This window comes from Sphingorhabdus sp., from assembly GCF_046292425.1.
GTDB lineage: Bacteria > Pseudomonadota > Alphaproteobacteria > Sphingomonadales > Sphingomonadaceae > Sphingorhabdus_B.
In genome coordinates, this window is sequence record NZ_JBKBQV010000032.1 from 1 (window position 1) to 15,966 (window position 15,966).

The following is a 15,966-nucleotide window of genomic DNA, read 5'->3' on the forward strand; positions in this document are numbered from 1 at the left end:
GGCCACGGTATCGTCGACAAACCAACTCAGTTGCTCAAGCGTCATGTCGCTGGCTTCGACCGCGAAATATGCGATGGGATCGCTTGAAGTTGCGACCTTGAAAATTTGCGGTTCGAGGATGCCATCGGGCAAGTCACTGCGGATCTGGTCGACGGCGTTTTTCACTTCGCTGACTGCGGCGTTTATATCGTCGCCAATTTCGAATTCAGCGCTGACCGTCGTGTTGCCTTCGCTTGAGGTCGCGTCAATGTTGCGGACGCCCTGCACGCTGCGGATCGCGGATTCGACCTTCTGCGTAATCTGCGTCGTTATTTCACTTGGTGCGGCACCGGGCTGTGAGATCGAAACGACCACGACGGGGAATTCAATGTCGGGATCGTTCTGCACGTCCATATTCATGAACGACATGATTCCAGCAATGGTAAGCGCGACGAACAGGACGATCGGCACCACCGGGTTGCGGATGGACCATGCAGAAATGTTGTTTAAATTCATGATTTATATCCCGAATAACCCAGTGACTTACTGCTTTTTCAACAGTTTAGGGTTGATCGTTTCGTCTGGATTGAGGAAACCGCCAGCATATAGGACAACACGTTCCGTGCCATCCAAGCCTTGTTCGATAATCAGGCCATTGGCTGTCACAGAGCCAACCTTGACTGGGCGCTGTTGCACCTTGTTGTTCTTGCCTACGATATAAACAAAGCTGCCTTCGCGGCCCGTTTGAACAGCGGATTCAGGCAGAACCGGCGCAGTCATAGCGCCTGACTTGATTTCAACGGAAGCAAACCCGCCGGGGCGCAGTGCCTTGTCAAACGGCAGCGCAACACGAGCCATGCCTTGACGGCTCTGAGTGTCAATCATCGGCGAAATTTGCCAGATATTGCCATTAAATACCCGTTCAGTGCCGACGGGGGTGACGGTCGCAGGAATGCCCACCGCGACTTGCGCGAGATCATCTTCACTCAGCTTCGCCTGAAGCTCAAGCTGTCCGTCCTTGGCAATGCGGAACAATATGCCGCTACCTGCCGACACCGTTTGTCCGGTTTCGACGTTGCGTTCCAGTACATAACCCGAAACGGGCGCTCGAACGTCAAGCCGGGCATTGCGGGCGCGTGTTTCGGCGAGCTGCGCATTTGCAACGTTGACGCGCGCGCGAGTGGCGTCGCGCGTAGCAGTCTTGCGATCAACGTCAGCCTTGGAGATGAAGCCCCGCTCCACAAGTTGCATGGCCCGGTCGAGTTCGTTTTGCGCAAGTTGCAAATCGGCGCGAGCAACGCCAATTTGAGCCTCAAGCGCAGCAGCCTGCTGGGTCTGCACCGAGCGGTCAACGCTTACGAGCACATCGCCCTGGCTAACCCAGTCCCCGGCATCGACGTAGACTTGCAGCACACGCCCGCCTTCACCCACGACACCAACGGGAATTTCCCGTCGTGCCGCCAATGTACCGGTAGCATTAATGGCGCGCACAACGGTGTCGCGGCCCGGAGCGACGACGGTTACCGTCTGGGCCTGACCGCTTTTGTCGGCATCTGCCGGTGCGGCAGAACCGCTACTGCCGAAGAAATAATAAGCGGCACCTGCAATAACCAAAATGGCAACTATGATGGCAGCTATACGGATCCGCCGCTGGTTGCGATCACGGTTGTCTTGTAGAACCTGGCCATTCAGCGTGCCGCTCATTGTTGTTTCGTAATTCATACCGGAGTTCCAAATTGTAGATCGAGGTGCGTAGGCTACCCCATATTGTCCATAATGCCGCTGTATTACCCTAATAAGTCACTATCCGCAAGCGGCAGAAAGTCGAAGGGTTAAACGCCTCTTTGTTTCCTAGAATATCGCAATCGTTCGCGCGCAACAATACAGACTGACGTCTGATATGTTTCGACAAACAACATAAACAAAAGCCACGCAGAACAGGCCTGCGTGGCTTTCTATAAATGTTCAAACAGAATTACTTAACGGACGCGGCCGCGCTGGATCAAATTCAAGATGGCTAAAACAATCACGGCACCGACAAACGCGACAATCAGGCCGGTAAGCGAGAACTCCTGCACGCTCCCCACGATACCGAACTGGTTGGCGATAAGATTTCCGACAACTGAGCCGACACAGCCGGCGATAACGTTAGCTATTATCCCCATGGAAGCGTCACGGCCCATAACTTTACTCGCGAGCCAGCCAGCGATTCCGCCGACAATTATTGCGATAATCCAACCCATGATTTTTGCTCCTCTTTGCTATCCGGCGATACCGGGCATTGAGGAAGCATAATAAAACGGGAGTAAATTGCCAGTCAGCAACAAGATTATTTTTTTATTCCCCGAACTGCCCGCAGGGTCGACAAGAAAAAACCCCGCTTTTGGCGGGGCAAATTCCTATTTTATATCTATTTTATTGCTCTTAGTATTTTTGCTGACGCTCATACAAATCGCGATAATGCTGAATGCGTGTTACACGCAGACCCGGCATCCCCGATCTGTCCACGGCGCGTTGCCATGATGCAAACTCTTCAAGCGTCAGGCTGTATCGCTCGCACACATCATTAATGGATAAAAGCCCGCCGTTGACCGCAGCCACCACCTCAGCCTTGCGGCGGACAACCCAGCGCGTCGTACCGGGAGGCGGCAGGCTATCCAGTGTGAGTGGCTCACCCAATGGGCCGATAACTTGCGACGGGCGGAATTTCTGATTTTCAATCATGACTTTTTTCTGCTCCATGCCCCGTGAGGTTCACATCTGTTCCTGTTCCGGAAGGAGATAGCGGTTCCACTTTGATATTAGCTGAATCGGATTGGTAAATAGTATCTTCATCCATTTTCGCGATTTCCGTTTTCTGCCAAAAGGCGCCGCGCACCGTCATTTCCGCGTCGGGTTCTGCGGCAAAATAATGAATACGGGCGGCGAGGTCATCGCTATCGGCAACGTTGCCAAGTTCCGCGCGGCGCAATGCCCGCACGGTTCGGCTTTTTGCTTGCCGGGCCCGCGCAACATCCAACACCGACTCATTGCCGACAGTTGCAGTTTTCGCACATTTGCGTAACGCGTGATGGGGAAAGCTCATTTCCATGACACGGTCTTACCCGCATAAATTCTAACATGAGGTAAAGGGCGCGTTCAAAGGATGTTAGGTGATATTAACAGCCGTTATGGTTTTCAGCGTTGCACAGGTGAAGGGCTCTGTTCAAGCCATTCAGAAAACTGGCAATTTGTCGCCGAAGCTATTAAAGGAACAGTCGAATGACTGATGACATTTATCATTCCGATTTTCAAATCGGGCCTGTTCTCACGGGCAAACGAATCGTCGTTGCAATGTCCGGCGGGGTCGATTCGTCGGTCGTGGCGGCTTTGGCAGCGCGTACAGGCGCCGAGACTATCGGGGTGACCTTGCAGCTTTATGATCATGGCAGCGCGGTAAAGCGGGCGGGGGCGTGCTGCGCCGGTCAGGATATCCGTGATGCCCGGGCTGTCGCAGATAAGCTTGGTATTGCGCATTATGTGTTCGACCATGAAAGCCGGTTTCGCGAATCCGTCATCGATCGTTTCGCTGATGAATATATGGCCGGACGCACTCCGATCCCGTGTGTCCGCTGTAATATGGGCGTGAAATTTACGGATCTCTTCCGGCTGGCCCGTGAATTAGGCGCTGATTGTCTTGCAACTGGCCATTATGTGCGCCGGGTCGAAGGGGACGCAGGTGCAGAATTGCACCGTGCGGCCGATCCAGCCCGTGACCAAAGCTATTTCCTGTTTGCCACAACCCAGGACCAGCTGGATTATCTGCGCTTTCCACTGGGCGGAATGCCAAAGCAGCAGGTTCGCGCTATTGCCCAGGAAATGGGACTGATTGTTGCGATGAAGCCTGACAGTCAGGACATCTGCTTTGTGCCTGATGGCGATTATGCGAGCGTTGTCCGCAAAATCCGGCCCGATGCGGAAATTGGCGGCGACATTGTGCATCTGGATGGCCGGATACTGGGCCAGCATAAGGGCCTCATTCATTATACCGTAGGCCAGCGCAAAGGTCTTGAGGTTGGAGGTCAGCCAGTGCCTTTATATGTCATTCGGCTCGACCCCGCGACCCAGCGCGTGATCGTCGGTCCGCGTGCGGCACTTGCAGTTAGTGCTGCCCGCATTATCGACGCCAACTGGTTGGCAGACATAGGGCAGCGCCCCGTGATGGCAAAAGTGCGGTCAATGTCACGACCCGTTGCGGCTTGCCTTGATGGGGAATGGCTGCGCTTTGGTGCGCCAGAATATGGCGTCGCACCGGGGCAGGCGGCGGTATTGTATGATGGAGATCGTGTCCTTGGTGGCGGCTGGATCGAAGAAACAACAGCAGTGGAGATGGCGACAGCCGCATAGAACATCGCAATCGAGGGGGAGAGTCAGGATGCATCTGGGGGAAGCGCAGCGCGACATGCGCAGGGCCTATGTCAACGGGGGTGTCGGCATCTTCGTATCCGGTCTGGTGTGGGCCGCAGCCGGATTGGTGACCTTATATGCCGAACCGCTTTCAGCTATGGCAATATTGTTTTTTGGCGGAATGCTCATCCATCCACTCTCGCTGCTCATAGCGCGTCGGGTGTACCATCGGGGGAAAGTACGTGCCCCCAATCCAATGGAGATGCTTGCGCTGCAATCCACGGCCTTTCTGATCATTGGCCTTGTCGTCGCATATTTGGTGAGCCCTACATATGGCGACTGGTTCTTCGCCATTGCGTTGCTGACCGTGGGTGCGCGATATCTGGTGTTTCAGACAGTTTACGGCATGCGGTTATATCTGGTGCTGGGCGTTATCCTGATTGCCATTGCAGCTTTTGCATTATGGCTGGAGATCACCCCAGCCTTTGTGGCCTTGACTGGCGGCGCGACTGAACTGTTGTGTTCGGCGTTTATCCTTGTACCCGCCAAGCGCTGATCACAGCGCCTCGATTTCGGCCTCGTTTAACTGAATACAGCCAAATGCCCCGCGCCGTTCGGCAACCGCTTTGGCGAGAAAGGGGACCGAGGCATAAACGCGTTTGTTTTCGGGGTCGTCACTTAAACGCACGATCTCCATGCCTTTTTCCTTGTCGGTTTCGCACGACGCCATTTCACGGCCTTGGATATAGCGGCACGAACAGATGACGTGCGCACCATATGCCGCACCCACGCGCGCCTGTCCCTTGATGCTGTTCCAGTTCCACAGCAACCACACGGCCGCAATGCCGACGATGACCGCGACCAGAATTTTCAGCGACTTGAACCGCGGCTGCGGCGCTTTTGTACTTTCGGTCGAAGTTGCGGTTGCCATGGGCCCTCCATCTGGTGCATCGAAGCGCGATTATGCCTAGGAACAAATTCTGCCCCGCTGCAACCGCTTTCTGCGCAATCGCAGCTCTGGTTCTTACCGGATGCGTGGCCGAGCAACCGGCTCCGCCCGTTGCTCCTGGTTTTACTATGATTGTCGACGATGCTGTCGTCAGTGAGACAAAGCTTGCCGCAGCTATGGCGCCTTTCTTTGAAGATCCGGCTTTATCGGAAACCCGCGCACTTGTGATTATGCGGGGCGGGCGCGTTGTCGCCGAACGCTACGCCCCGGGATATGGCCCGGACACGCGGCTGGTAAGCTGGTCGATGGCAAAGAGTGTTACCGCCGTTTTGGTAGGGATGATGGTGGCGGACGGCAGGCTTGCATTGGACGAACCCGCTATCGTCCCTGAATGGCAAACGCCGCGCGATGGCCGCGCGGAAATTACATTACGCCATTTGCTCCATATGTCGTCCGGACTAGACCACACCGAAATGGCGGAAGGCAGCGTCGAGATTTTTGATGCAGACACTCCGCGCATGCTGTTCCTTGATGGTCGGGAAAATGTTGCGCGCTATGCCGAAACCCGCCCCTTGGAGGCCGCGCCCGGCAAGAAGTTCGAATATAGCACGGCCACCAGCCACATACTCGCGGACATCATGACGCGGTCGCTGACGGACAGTAAAGACCCGATCGTGCGCCGAGATGCGATGCTGGAATATGCACGCGGGCGATTGTTTGAACCTTTAGGCATGACCAGCGCCGTCCCCGAATTTGACCGCAATGGCACGATGCTGGGCGGAAGCCTGATCCACGCAACCGCGCGTGACTGGGCGAAGTTCGGAGAATTCTTGCGGAACAACGGTTCTGTTCGCGCAGCGCAGATGATGCCGACCAGTTGGCTGCGCTTTATGAAGGCGCCAAGTAAAACCGATTCAAGCTATGGCGCGCATCTATGGTTGAACCGGACCCGCAATAACGGGCGCGACCAGGTTCTGTTTCCTGGCAAAGCACCATCGGATGTCTTTGCCGCACTTGGCCATTTGGGGCAGTTTGTCGTGGTGTCACCGCAGCACCGGTTGACGATCGTGCGCCTTGGCAACACCCCGGATGATCAGCTCGACCCTATTAATGACCAACTGGCAAAGCTGATTTCGGCTTTTCCCAAACGGTAAATCAGGCGGATTAAAGCTTCGCCACTGGCGCGTCGTCGCCCAAGTCTTCATACCATGCTTCGACCGGGCCGCTGAGCTTGATCAGTAAAGGGTTGCCCTTGCGGTCGCGAGCCTTTCCAGCCTGAACCTTTATCCAGCCTTCTGAAATACAATATTCCTCAACGGTTGTCCGAACTTCGCCCTTGAAGCGAATGCCGATCCCGCGTGACAACAAGTCACCATCGAAATGCGCGCTCATCGGGTTAATCGACAAGTGATCGGGTGGGGTGTCGGTGCCCGCGGATTTTGTTTCTTCAGTCATGTCGCGCGCTTTGCCGCAAAGCATAGCGCTTGGCAATATAGCGCGGGCAGTGCAGGGGGACGAAATGGCAAGTTCAAACATATATGATGCGATTATTCTTGGGGCAGGCGGCGCTGGTTTGATGTGCGCATTGACTGCTGGGCAACGCGGAAAGCGCGTGTTGGTGATTGACCATGCAACGGGTCCCGGCAAAAAAATCCTGATATCGGGCGGAGGACGGTGCAATTTCACCAATGTAAATGCGACCACCGCGCACGCACAGGAACGCTATTTGTCGGCCAATCCACATTTCGCAAAGTCTGCGCTTGGTCGATATACACCGCAGGATTTCATCGATCTTGTAAACGCGCATGGCATCGCATTCCATGAGAAAACTCTCGGCCAGTTGTTCTGCGACGGGTCTGCGCGGCAAATTGTCGCCATGCTAATGGCCGAGTGCGATAAATCGGCAGCGTTCGGTGGACGCGTGGATTTCGTGTTTGACGCACCTGTGGGTTCGGTTTCTCACGATGGCAGCGATTATCATGTCACCTACAATGGCGTGCATGCGAAAGGAGCGGCGTTGGTAATAGCAACCGGCGGTCCAAGCATACCCAAGATGGGTGCAACGGCGTTTGCCTATGATCTGGGACGGCAATTTGGGTTAAAAATTGTCGAGCCGCGGCCTGCACTGGTTCCATTGACGTTGGGCGGCGATGACGTTCTTTTCCGCGAACTGTCCGGTGTGTCCGCCGAAGTCGTAGCCAAGCACGGAAAGGCAGCATTTCGCGAGGCTGCTTTGTTCACCCACCGTGGCCTGAGCGGCCCGGCGGTGCTGCAGATCAGCAGTTATTGGCGTCCTGGGGACCAAGTACAGATTGATTTTCTGCCATCATTGGATGCAACTGAATTGCTGTTGACGGAAAAGCGGGCAAGGCCGCGCGCTACGTTGCGTTCGACGCTGGACCGGGTGCTGCCCGCCAGACTGGCGGAAGCATTGTCTTCGAAACTGGCCCTCACTGGCAATCTTGCCGACCAGAGCGACCGGAAACTGGCCGATGCGGGGGCGCTGCTTGATAGCTGGCCATTTGTGCCCAATGGCAGTGAAGGCTATGCCAAGGCGGAGGTAACGTTGGGGGGAATCAGCACCGATGGCCTGTCCCAGAAAACGATGGCGGCGAAAAAGATACCAGGCCTGTTTTGTATTGGGGAAGCTGTGGATGTGACTGGCTGGCTGGGCGGCTATAATTTTCAGTGGGCGTGGGCAAGCGGCGTTGCAGCGGGAGAGGCCTTGTAACGCTTGGCTAGCATTCATCGACAGTGACAAGAAACACGCATTTACATTTTAAATGCTGTTTTGTGCATCCAAATTGGAACTGTGGCGTTTTTTGGTTGGTGAACAACAACCGAAAAGGAAACCACCTATGAAAATCTCCCGCTTTTTAATGATTGGCGCCGCATCAATCGCGACGTTTGCAGCCCCCGCCTTCGCCCAATCGGCCGATGAAGAATGGGAAGGCGCTTATATCGGTGGCTCGTTCGGCCTCGGCGCGCAAAGCAACGATCGGGGCGAGAATGTCCAGTTCGACACCAACCTCGACGGCACGTTCAACAACAATGTGAACACACTGGCAGGTGCCAATGCCTTTTCGCCAGGTTTCTGCGGTGGTGCAGCCGCAGGTAACGCAGCATCGGGTGGCTGTACGAGTGACAAGGATGGTTATGAGTATAACATCCGCGCCGGTTATGACATCCAGTCGGGCAATATCGTATATGGCTTCGTACTTGAGGGCGGGAAGAATGAATCACGCGACAGCGTGACGGCTTTCAGCTCCACTCCTGCAGCTTACACGTTCACTCGTGAGCTTGATTATTCGGTGCAGGCACGTGCCCGTGTCGGCTATGCGGCGCGAGGTGCATTGTTCTACGCAACCGGTGGTGCTGCCTATGCCAAAATCGACAATAGCTTTTCGACCACCAATGGCGCGAACAGCTTTAGCGATAATGGCAGTTCAAAGAGTTGGGGTTATTCTTACGGCGGTGGCACCGAAGTAAAGATTGCCCGCAATTTTTCGCTTGGCCTCGAATATCTCTACACCAACTTTGTTGATGACAATTATGTTGTGTCGGTTGGCCGCGGGACAGCCCCTGCAACCAATCCGTTTTTGCTCGTCAATTCGCAGGGCACCGACATGCGTCGCAGCGACAGTGATTTCGACATGCACAATATCCGTTTGACGGCATCGTTTCGATTCTGATTTGACCCGGGTCGCACCGTAAGAAAAAGGGCGCCGAAAATGGCGCCCTTTTTTGTTTTATGCGGCCTGTTTGGCGCGTGAAGCTTTTTTCCGTTCGTTTGGATCAAGCAGGCGCTTGCGCAAACGGATGTTCTTCGGCGTCACTTCAACCATTTCGTCATCATCGATATAGGCAATGGCTTGCTCAAGCGTCAGGCGCTTCGGGGGTGTAAGGCGGATGGCATCGTCCTTGCCGGTCGAACGGAAGTTCGTTAGCTGCTTCGACTTCATCGGGTTGACTTCAAGATCGTCAGGCTTCGCGTTTTCGCCGATGATCATGCCTTCATACAAGGCTTCACCTGGCGAAACCATCAAGATGCCGCGCTCTTCCAATGGGCCAAGGGCATAAGCAACCGCTTCACCAGCGCCATTAGAAATTAGCACGCCGTTTTTGCGGCCTTCAATTGCGCCACGGTGGGGACCGTATTTTTCGAACAAGCGGTTCATGATGCCGGTACCGCGCGTGTCGGACAGGAATTCGCCATGATAACCGATCAAACCGCGTGAAGGTGCGCTAAAGGTGATGCGCGTCTTGCCGCCGCCTGAAGGACGCATGTCGGTAAGGTCGCCCTTACGCACGGCCATTTTTTCGACGACGGTACCTGCATATTCATCATCAACGTCGATGACGACGGTTTCGTAAGGCTCAGTCTTCTTGCCGTTTTCGTCTTCGCGGAACAGCACACGTGGGCGGCTGATGCCAAGCTCGAAGCCTTCGCGCCGCATTGTTTCGATCAAAACGCCCAGCTGAAGCTCGCCGCGGCCAGCCACTTCAAAGCTATCCTTGTCGGCAGCTTCGGTGATGCGGACTGCAACGTTGCTCTCGGCTTCACGCATCAAGCGGTCGCGGATCATGCGGCTCGTTACCTTGGTGCCTTCACGGCCAGCCATTGGGCTGTCGTTCACTGAAAAACGCATCGACAGTGTCGGCGGGTCAATTGGCTGCGCCTGAAGTGGCTCTGTGACAGTCGGTTCCGCGATGGTGTCAGCAACAGTAGCTGTGGTCATGCCGGCGATGGAGATGATATCGCCTGCCTTGGCTTCTTCGACTGGAACACGCTCAAGTCCACGGAAGGACATGATCTTGGATGCACGGCCGGTTTCGACAATTTTTCCATCCGGGTTCAGCGCGTGGATCTGCTGGTTCACCTTGACGGTACCCGACAGCACAAGGCCAGTAAGGATACGGCCAAGGAAGTTGTCGCGGTCAAGCAAGGTGACCAGCATCTTGAACTCGCCGTCAACATCAGCCTTTGGCTCTGGAACATGGCTGACGATCGTTTCAAACATTGGCGTCAGCGTGCCTTCGCGCGCGCTTGGATCAGTCGATGCATAGCCATTACGGCCCGATGCATACAAGACAGGGAAATCAAGCTGCTCGTCGGTCGCGTCAAGCGATACGAACAAATCGAACACTTCGTCCAACACTTCCTGGATACGCTCGTCAGGACGGTCGACCTTGTTGACAACAACGATTGGTTTCAATCCGAGAGCAAGAGCCTTGCCAGTTACGAACTTCGTCTGCGGCATCGCGCCTTCGGATGAATCGACAAGCAAGATAACGCCGTCGACCATCGACAAGATGCGCTCAACTTCGCCGCCAAAGTCGGCGTGGCCCGGAGTATCGACGATATTGATGCGGGTTACATTGCCCTTATTGTCGTCCCATTCAACCGAGGTGCACTTGGCAAGAATTGTTATGCCCCGCTCTTTTTCGAGGTCATTCGAATCCATGGCGCGCTCTTCGATGCGCTGGTTGTCGCGGAAAGTGCCCGACTGACGAAACAGTTGGTCAACTAGGGTGGTTTTGCCGTGATCGACGTGCGCGATGATGGCGATGTTACGCAATGACATTTGGAAATTGGCCTTTTGGAAGGTCTTCATAGCGGCCACATGCCACCAGATTCTCGCGCGCCATTAACGCAATATGCGCTGCAGCGCAACATCGCTGGTGTTGCAATGCGCGATTGCAACGGTCAAAGCGCATTGATGTTCGCTCGTATCTTCGCTGATCGCTTTGTTATTTTGTTGCTGGCAACTATATTGCTGGCCAGTTTCATTCCCGTGCGCGGACGCGCGGCAGATATCGCCTCGCTGATTTCCCTGGCCGCGATCTTCTTGCTGTTTTTCCTGAATGGCGTCCGCTTGCCGAGACATGAAGTCGTTAGTGGCGTCCGCAACTGGCGGCTGCAGGGGGCGATTTTCCTGTTCGTATTTGGAGTGATGTCCGCCACCGGATTGGCCCTGTCGTATATCTTCGAAAATATCCTGCCGCCACTACTTGCCTTGGGGTTGCTGTTTACAGGCATTTTGCCCTCGACCGTGCAGTCTGCTGCGGCTTATTGTGCGCTTGCACGGGGCAACATTGCCGCTTCGGTTGTGGCGGCAGCCTTGGTCAATTTGATTGGAGTCGTTCTGTCGCCGTTGCTGCTTGCTCTGCTCGCGCATGTGGGAGAGGCCAGGATTTCGGGCGAAGCGGTCGGCCGGATCGCGCTAATTTTGCTGTTGCCATTTGCGCTGGGACAATTGGTGCAACGTTGGTGTAAACCGTGGGTGGACCGCAACAAGGATCTTGCGACATGGATGGACCGCATTTCGATTGCCATCGCAGTGTATGTTGCCTTCTCCGGTGCAGTAGTTGCGGGAATATGGAGCGTGGTGCGCGGCGATGAACTTGCGTGGTTGGCGCTGGCTTTATCGGTAATGCTACTGGTCGGATTTGGTGGTGCATGGATGTTGGGAGGCGTGATGAAATTGCCGCGCGGCGACCGGATTGCAATGCTGTTTTCGGGCGGGCAAAAAAGCATCGCTATCGGCGCACCGCTCGCAGCAACCATATTTCCGCCCGCGATTGCGGGAATGGTCCTGCTTCCGACGCTGATTTACCATATGGCCCAGTTGATCTTGTCGGCGCCACTGGCAACGCAATTGGCTAAAGACTCCTGAGGGCCTCCGAAGGTCGCGCCGCCAAAATTGGCAGTGATCCAAGGATGCCCAGGATGAAAGTCATTCCGGCCCCGCCAACGAGCGTTAGCGCCAGTATTGAATAATCCGGCGCGAAGCTGAAGTCGAAGATCTCGACGACGACATAATAAGCCGCCGCCATGCCAAGCAGTAGCGAAATTAATCCGAGTACCACAGCCAAGATGCCGTACTCCAGCGCCTGAGCACCCAAGATCTGACGCCTGGTGCTACCCAGCATCTTCATGATCACGCTGTCGTAAATGCGCGACTGACGAGCCGCAGCGATTGCCCCGACAAGCACCGCGATACCAGCCAAGATCGCAATTGATGCGGCAGCGGCGATGGCCTGCGCCATTTGCGTGAGCAGAACGGTGATTTGCGCTGTCACTTCGCCAACTTCAATCAGCGATGAGGATGGGAAGGTTGGCGGGATAGATTTTGCCAAAATCCGCTCGGCAGGCTTCGAGACAGTCAAGGTCGCAACCAAGTTATGTGGCGCGGCATCAAGACTTCCGGGCGAAAATACCATCACATAATTGAGGCCGAAATTATCCCACTTCACGGTGCGCAACGATGCGATTCTGGCCGGAACCTCGACGCCAAGCAAGCTGACGGTCAAGCTGTCTCCTACATCCAAGCCTAATGTTTTGGCGACCTCAGCTTCAAGGCTTACCAATGCGGGGCCGTTGTAATCTGAAGGCCACCATTCGCCCGCAACTATCTCGCTGCCCTTCGGCAGTTCGCCGCTATATGTTAGTCCGCGATCACCATTAAGCACCCACGCGCCCTCTGGCAGCTCCTCAAGCTGGTCGACACGCTGGCCGCCAAATTCGACAATCGTCCCGCGTAAGGCAGGGATCATATTGATCGAAGCTTTGGGGTCGGCCTCTTGGACCATTTGCTTGAACTGGGCAGCGCCCTCCCGCGGGATATCCAACGCGAAGAAGCTGGGCGCACGGTCGGGCACGCTGTTCCTGATTTCGTTGTTGATGCTCGTCTGAATGGCGGCAAGCGTCACGAACAAGGTAAGGCCAAGGCCAAGTGCGACAACCAAGGCCTGTGTTTGCGCGCCGGGGCGGTGCAGGTTGGCAAGCGCCATACGTGGCAGCGGTAACTTTGGACGTGGGAGCCTCAGAGCGATGAAACGCAACAGCCAAGCTATGCCTGTGAGCAAAAGCAACAGACCAAAGGCGGCACCAATGAAGGCGAGGGAGAATAATGGTTCCCGTGCGGTAAGGACGGCAAGCGCAATTATGGCGAGGATTGCGGCGATGACCCAGATAGCGCTGCGCCGGTCAATGCGGGAATTGCCTTCGACAATCGCGCGGAACAGGCCGGCAGCGGGCACGGTGCGCGCGCGGGCCAAGGGAGGTAAGGCAAAAGCAACGGCGATCAGAAGGCCATAAATGGCGCTGACGAGCAACGGCAATGGATGCAAGTTAAAGCCCGGGGCAACGGGCAAAATATCGCCAGCGACCCAGCCAATGACCATGGGCATGACACTGCCCATCGCAAGGCCAGCAATAATCGCACCCGCCGCGACGGTAAGGATTTGCAGCATGTAGATCCGGAATATCGTCCCGCTGTCAGCGCCCGTGACTTTCAGTGTAGCAATGCTAGCGCGCTTGCTGGCGAGATAACTGCTGACGCCATTGCCAACGCCAATACCGGCAATGACTAGGGCTGCAAGGCCGACGAGCGTCAGGAATTGCCCCATGCGCTCAATAAAGCGGCGGGTGCCGGGAGCGCCATTGGAACGGTCTGTAATGTCCCATCCGGCTGAAGGGAATTGTGCCTCCAGTGCCTTTGCCACAGCAGTTGCATCTTCATTTACTGCCAGTTTGATGCGGTATTTGGCTTCGTACATGCTGCCGGGCTGAATAAGGCCAGTGTCCGGCAAGGACGCCATGTTGATGATTGCGACCGGGCCAAGCGTGAAGCCTTCGCCCAGACGGTCAGGCTCTTGAGCGATGATTCCCGCGACCTTGAACCGCGCCTCACCAAAACGAACGGTGCCGCCGGTTCCGATGTCGAGCCGTTCGGACAGGGTTTGCCCGATGTAGATTTCGCCTTTTGCTGGCGCACTCACGCTGCCGCCTTCGCGCAACGTCAACGCGCCGTAATGCGGATAAATGCTATCGATGGCCTTCAGTTCGGCAAGCAAACTGTCACTGTCAGTTTTAGCGCCAATAGCCATGGCCCGCAGCCGGATCGTTTCGGAAACGGCGCCGGTTTGACGCATCGCGGCCATCTCGGTCTGCGTCGCTTCGCGCTGTGCAATTCCGATCTCAACGTCACCCCCAAGGATAGTCTGGCCACGCCGTGACAGTTCATCGGCGATGCCAGCGGTCAAGCTGCCGATCGCGGCAAGCGTCGCAACGCCTAGGAAAAGGCAAATGGCGAGCAACCGAAGCCCGCGAATGCGAGCCGATAGATCACGGCGCGATATGCGCCAAATAGCGGCAAGCGGGAGGCTCAAGCAGCGCTCTCCACGACGTGACCGTCTTGCATGGCGATCACCCGATCACATTTACGGGCAAGTTCGGGGTCATGAGTGATAATCAGTAATGTCGCCCCCAATGCCGCGCGGCGGTCGAACAGAAGGTCGACAATTGAGGTGCCTGTCGATCCATCCAGATTGCCTGTGGGCTCGTCAGCAAAGATGATCCTTGGCCCGGCGGCCATAGCGCGGGCAATCGCAACGCGCTGCTGCTCACCGCCGGATAATTGCGACGGATAATGCGTAAGCCGATGGCCAAGCCCCACGGCTTCAAGTTCGCTCTGCGCCCGGCCAAAAGGGTCGGCGATGCCAGCCAGTTCCAACGGTATTGCGACATTTTCAAGCGCAGTCATAGTGGGAAGCAGGTGGAAAGCCTGCAACACGATTCCAATCCGGCCCCGCCGTGCGCGGGCTAGTTCGTCTTCATCCAACTTGGTGAAATCAAGGCCGTCGACCAGCACCGTCCCGCCGCTTGCCTGTTCCAAACCGGCCAGAACCGCCATCAGCGATGATTTGCCCGACCCCGACGGCCCAAGCAATGCAACACTGCTGTCATAGGGCACCTCAAGATCTACGCCCCGCAAAATCGACACTGCTGCATCGTTGCTGCCAAGGCTAAGGGTGACATTTGCCGCGCGGATTGCCATATCCGCTTTGTTATTGACCGGAGCGTGCAAGGAAAAATCCTTATGAGAAGTTTTTGGCTATATGGTGCGCTTTGTGTCGCAATCCAAGGGCTGTGGGGATGCGGGGCTAATCCCGTAGAGGAAAAAAAGACCGAAGTGCAGGAAACTGCAAAGGCAGCGCAATATGACAGGCTGGTCGTTGCATTCGGAGACAGCCTGTATGCCGGGTATCGCCTTTCACCCAGCGAGGGGCTCGCACCGCAGTTGCAGGCCGCGTTAGAAGCCGACGGTATCAACGCGCGCGTTCACAATGCGGGTGTATCTGGGGACACTACGGCCGCAGGTAAAACGCGGCTGGCCTTTGTGCTGGATAATCTCGACCGAAAGCCGGACTTGGTCGTGCTGGGGCTCGGCGGCAACGATATGTTGCGTGGAATAAAGCCTGAAGAAACGAGGGCAAACATGACCGCGATGATGGACGAATTAAAGCGGCGAGATATTCCGGTCGTGCTTACCGGCATGGTGGCTGCACCTAATCTTGGGCAGGATTATGTCTATGATTTCAATGATATATTCCCGAAATTGGCCAAAGAATATGATGCACGGCTTTATCCCTTTTTCCTTGAGGGTGTGGTGACCGACGCGGCGTTGATGTTACCTGACAATATCCATCCAAACGCCAAAGGCGTATCGCGGGTTGTCGAAGGATTATCCCCGCTGGTCGAAGCCGCTTTGAAGGAACAACGATAAGCTGTATTAGAAAAATAATACAGCTGGGGACGGAAACGCTTGAAATGGCCGACCACCCGTTCCATCTGTTATGATATTGAA

The 15,966-nt window shown here is 55.6% G+C and carries 17 protein-coding genes; 7 read left to right on the plus strand and 10 right to left on the minus strand.

The features are described from left to right. The 5 genes from ACK4S7_RS08140 to ACK4S7_RS08160 all read right to left on the minus strand — a co-directional run. The coding region (locus ACK4S7_RS08140) for an efflux RND transporter permease subunit (protein ID WP_409645783.1) at positions 1 to 495 on the minus strand (495 nt) is incomplete at its 3' end. Positions 496 to 522: 27 nt separating this feature from the next. Next, positions 523 to 1,701: an efflux RND transporter periplasmic adaptor subunit gene (locus tag ACK4S7_RS08145; RefSeq protein WP_409645784.1), complete on the minus strand. Its 1,179-nt coding sequence runs from the start codon at positions 1,699 to 1,701 to the stop codon at positions 523 to 525. Positions 1,702 to 1,958: 257 nt separating this feature from the next. Then, entirely contained in the window at positions 1,959 to 2,222 is a 264-nt protein-coding gene (locus ACK4S7_RS08150) for a GlsB/YeaQ/YmgE family stress response membrane protein (RefSeq protein WP_409645785.1), read from the minus strand. A 181-nt stretch (positions 2,223 to 2,403) separates the two neighbouring features. Then, entirely contained in the window at positions 2,404 to 2,703 is a 300-nt protein-coding gene (locus tag ACK4S7_RS08155) for a DUF1153 domain-containing protein (RefSeq protein WP_409645787.1), read from the minus strand. Then, the gene (locus ACK4S7_RS08160) at positions 2,696 to 3,064 is read right to left on the minus strand and encodes a hypothetical protein (protein WP_409645789.1); all 369 of its coding nucleotides are present in this window, start codon (positions 3,062 to 3,064) and stop codon (positions 2,696 to 2,698) included. Before ACK4S7_RS08160 ends, ACK4S7_RS08155 begins: the two co-directional genes overlap by 8 nt. Before the next feature lie 176 nt (positions 3,065 to 3,240). Here ACK4S7_RS08160 and mnmA point away from each other — a divergent pair, with 176 nt between their 5' ends. Further along, positions 3,241 to 4,365: a tRNA 2-thiouridine(34) synthase MnmA gene (mnmA, locus tag ACK4S7_RS08165; protein ID WP_409645791.1), complete on the plus strand. Its 1,125-nt coding sequence runs from the start codon at positions 3,241 to 3,243 to the stop codon at positions 4,363 to 4,365. Positions 4,366 to 4,393: 28 nt separating this feature from the next. After that, positions 4,394 to 4,921: a DUF7010 family protein gene (locus ACK4S7_RS08170; protein WP_409645793.1), complete on the plus strand. Its 528-nt coding sequence runs from the start codon at positions 4,394 to 4,396 to the stop codon at positions 4,919 to 4,921. Here ACK4S7_RS08170 and ACK4S7_RS08175 read toward each other — a convergent pair whose 3' ends face one another. Next, positions 4,922 to 5,296 carry a hypothetical protein gene (locus ACK4S7_RS08175; RefSeq protein ID WP_409645795.1) on the minus strand — a complete coding sequence of 125 codons (375 nt, stop codon included), beginning with the start codon at positions 5,294 to 5,296 and terminating at the stop codon, positions 4,922 to 4,924. 104 nt (positions 5,297 to 5,400) lie between these two features. Here ACK4S7_RS08175 and ACK4S7_RS08180 point away from each other — a divergent pair, with 104 nt between their 5' ends. Then, the gene (locus tag ACK4S7_RS08180) at positions 5,401 to 6,468 is read left to right on the plus strand and encodes a serine hydrolase domain-containing protein (protein WP_409645797.1); all 1,068 of its coding nucleotides are present in this window, start codon (positions 5,401 to 5,403) and stop codon (positions 6,466 to 6,468) included. A 10-nt stretch (positions 6,469 to 6,478) separates the two neighbouring features. On the opposite strand, the gene ACK4S7_RS08185 is transcribed toward ACK4S7_RS08180, so the two are convergent. Next, on the minus strand, positions 6,479 to 6,769 hold the full coding sequence (locus ACK4S7_RS08185; protein WP_409645799.1) for a DUF3297 family protein: 291 nt from the start codon (positions 6,767 to 6,769) through the stop codon (positions 6,479 to 6,481). Positions 6,770 to 6,833: 64 nt separating this feature from the next. Here ACK4S7_RS08185 and ACK4S7_RS08190 point away from each other — a divergent pair, with 64 nt between their 5' ends. Continuing rightward, on the plus strand, positions 6,834 to 8,045 hold the full coding sequence (locus ACK4S7_RS08190) for an NAD(P)/FAD-dependent oxidoreductase (RefSeq protein ID WP_409645801.1): 1,212 nt from the start codon (positions 6,834 to 6,836) through the stop codon (positions 8,043 to 8,045). A 127-nt stretch (positions 8,046 to 8,172) separates the two neighbouring features. Then, positions 8,173 to 9,006, plus strand: coding sequence for an outer membrane protein (locus tag ACK4S7_RS08195; protein ID WP_409645803.1), 834 nt, complete (start codon positions 8,173 to 8,175; stop codon positions 9,004 to 9,006). A 57-nt stretch (positions 9,007 to 9,063) separates the two neighbouring features. On the opposite strand, the gene typA is transcribed toward ACK4S7_RS08195, so the two are convergent. Continuing rightward, positions 9,064 to 10,899, minus strand: a complete 1,836-nt coding sequence (gene typA / locus ACK4S7_RS08200) for a translational GTPase TypA (RefSeq protein ID WP_409645805.1) — start codon at positions 10,897 to 10,899, stop codon at positions 9,064 to 9,066. 39 nt (positions 10,900 to 10,938) lie between these two features. Between typA and ACK4S7_RS08205 the strand changes: the two genes are divergently transcribed. Next, positions 10,939 to 11,991 carry a bile acid:sodium symporter family protein gene (locus ACK4S7_RS08205; protein ID WP_409645807.1) on the plus strand — a complete coding sequence of 351 codons (1,053 nt, stop codon included), beginning with the start codon at positions 10,939 to 10,941 and terminating at the stop codon, positions 11,989 to 11,991. Here ACK4S7_RS08205 and ACK4S7_RS08210 read toward each other — a convergent pair. Continuing rightward, positions 11,978 to 14,488 (minus strand): ABC transporter permease, encoded by a 2,511-nt coding sequence (locus ACK4S7_RS08210; protein ID WP_409645809.1) that lies wholly within the window; start codon positions 14,486 to 14,488, stop codon positions 11,978 to 11,980. The genes ACK4S7_RS08205 and ACK4S7_RS08210 overlap by 14 nt on opposite strands. After that, entirely contained in the window at positions 14,485 to 15,156 is a 672-nt protein-coding gene (locus ACK4S7_RS08215; RefSeq protein WP_409645830.1) for an ABC transporter ATP-binding protein, read from the minus strand. Before ACK4S7_RS08215 ends, ACK4S7_RS08210 begins: the two co-directional genes overlap by 4 nt. A gap of 42 nt (positions 15,157 to 15,198) precedes the next feature. Here ACK4S7_RS08215 and ACK4S7_RS08220 point away from each other — a divergent pair, with 42 nt between their 5' ends. Next, positions 15,199 to 15,885, plus strand: coding sequence for an arylesterase (locus ACK4S7_RS08220; RefSeq protein ID WP_409645811.1), 687 nt, complete (start codon positions 15,199 to 15,201; stop codon positions 15,883 to 15,885). Positions 15,886 to 15,966 lie beyond the last annotated feature (81 nt).

What these genes read in the sequence shown, in the direction of transcription:
- ACK4S7_RS08145 (WP_409645784.1), bottom strand. Translation starts at nt 1,701, where the DNA reads ATGAATTACGAAACAACAATGAGCGGCACGCTGAATGGCCAGGTTCTA.
- ACK4S7_RS08150 (WP_409645785.1), bottom strand. Translation starts at nt 2,222, where the DNA reads ATGGGTTGGATTATCGCAATAATTGTCGGCGGAATCGCTGGCTGGCTC.
- ACK4S7_RS08155 (WP_409645787.1), bottom strand. Translation starts at nt 2,703, where the DNA reads ATGATTGAAAATCAGAAATTCCGCCCGTCGCAAGTTATCGGCCCATTG.
- ACK4S7_RS08160 (WP_409645789.1), bottom strand. Translation starts at nt 3,064, where the DNA reads ATGAGCTTTCCCCATCACGCGTTACGCAAATGTGCGAAAACTGCAACT.
- mnmA (WP_409645791.1), top strand. Translation starts at nt 3,241, where the DNA reads ATGACTGATGACATTTATCATTCCGATTTTCAAATCGGGCCTGTTCTC.
- ACK4S7_RS08170 (WP_409645793.1), top strand. Translation starts at nt 4,394, where the DNA reads ATGCATCTGGGGGAAGCGCAGCGCGACATGCGCAGGGCCTATGTCAAC.
- ACK4S7_RS08175 (WP_409645795.1), bottom strand. Translation starts at nt 5,296, where the DNA reads ATGGCAACCGCAACTTCGACCGAAAGTACAAAAGCGCCGCAGCCGCGG.
- ACK4S7_RS08185 (WP_409645799.1), bottom strand. Translation starts at nt 6,769, where the DNA reads ATGACTGAAGAAACAAAATCCGCGGGCACCGACACCCCACCCGATCAC.
- ACK4S7_RS08190 (WP_409645801.1), top strand. Translation starts at nt 6,834, where the DNA reads ATGGCAAGTTCAAACATATATGATGCGATTATTCTTGGGGCAGGCGGC.
- ACK4S7_RS08195 (WP_409645803.1), top strand. Translation starts at nt 8,173, where the DNA reads ATGAAAATCTCCCGCTTTTTAATGATTGGCGCCGCATCAATCGCGACG.
- typA (WP_409645805.1), bottom strand. Translation starts at nt 10,899, where the DNA reads ATGTCATTGCGTAACATCGCCATCATCGCGCACGTCGATCACGGCAAA.
- ACK4S7_RS08205 (WP_409645807.1), top strand. Translation starts at nt 10,939, where the DNA reads ATGCCACCAGATTCTCGCGCGCCATTAACGCAATATGCGCTGCAGCGC.
- ACK4S7_RS08215 (WP_409645830.1), bottom strand. Translation starts at nt 15,156, where the DNA reads ATGGCAATCCGCGCGGCAAATGTCACCCTTAGCCTTGGCAGCAACGAT.
- ACK4S7_RS08220 (WP_409645811.1), top strand. Translation starts at nt 15,199, where the DNA reads ATGAGAAGTTTTTGGCTATATGGTGCGCTTTGTGTCGCAATCCAAGGG.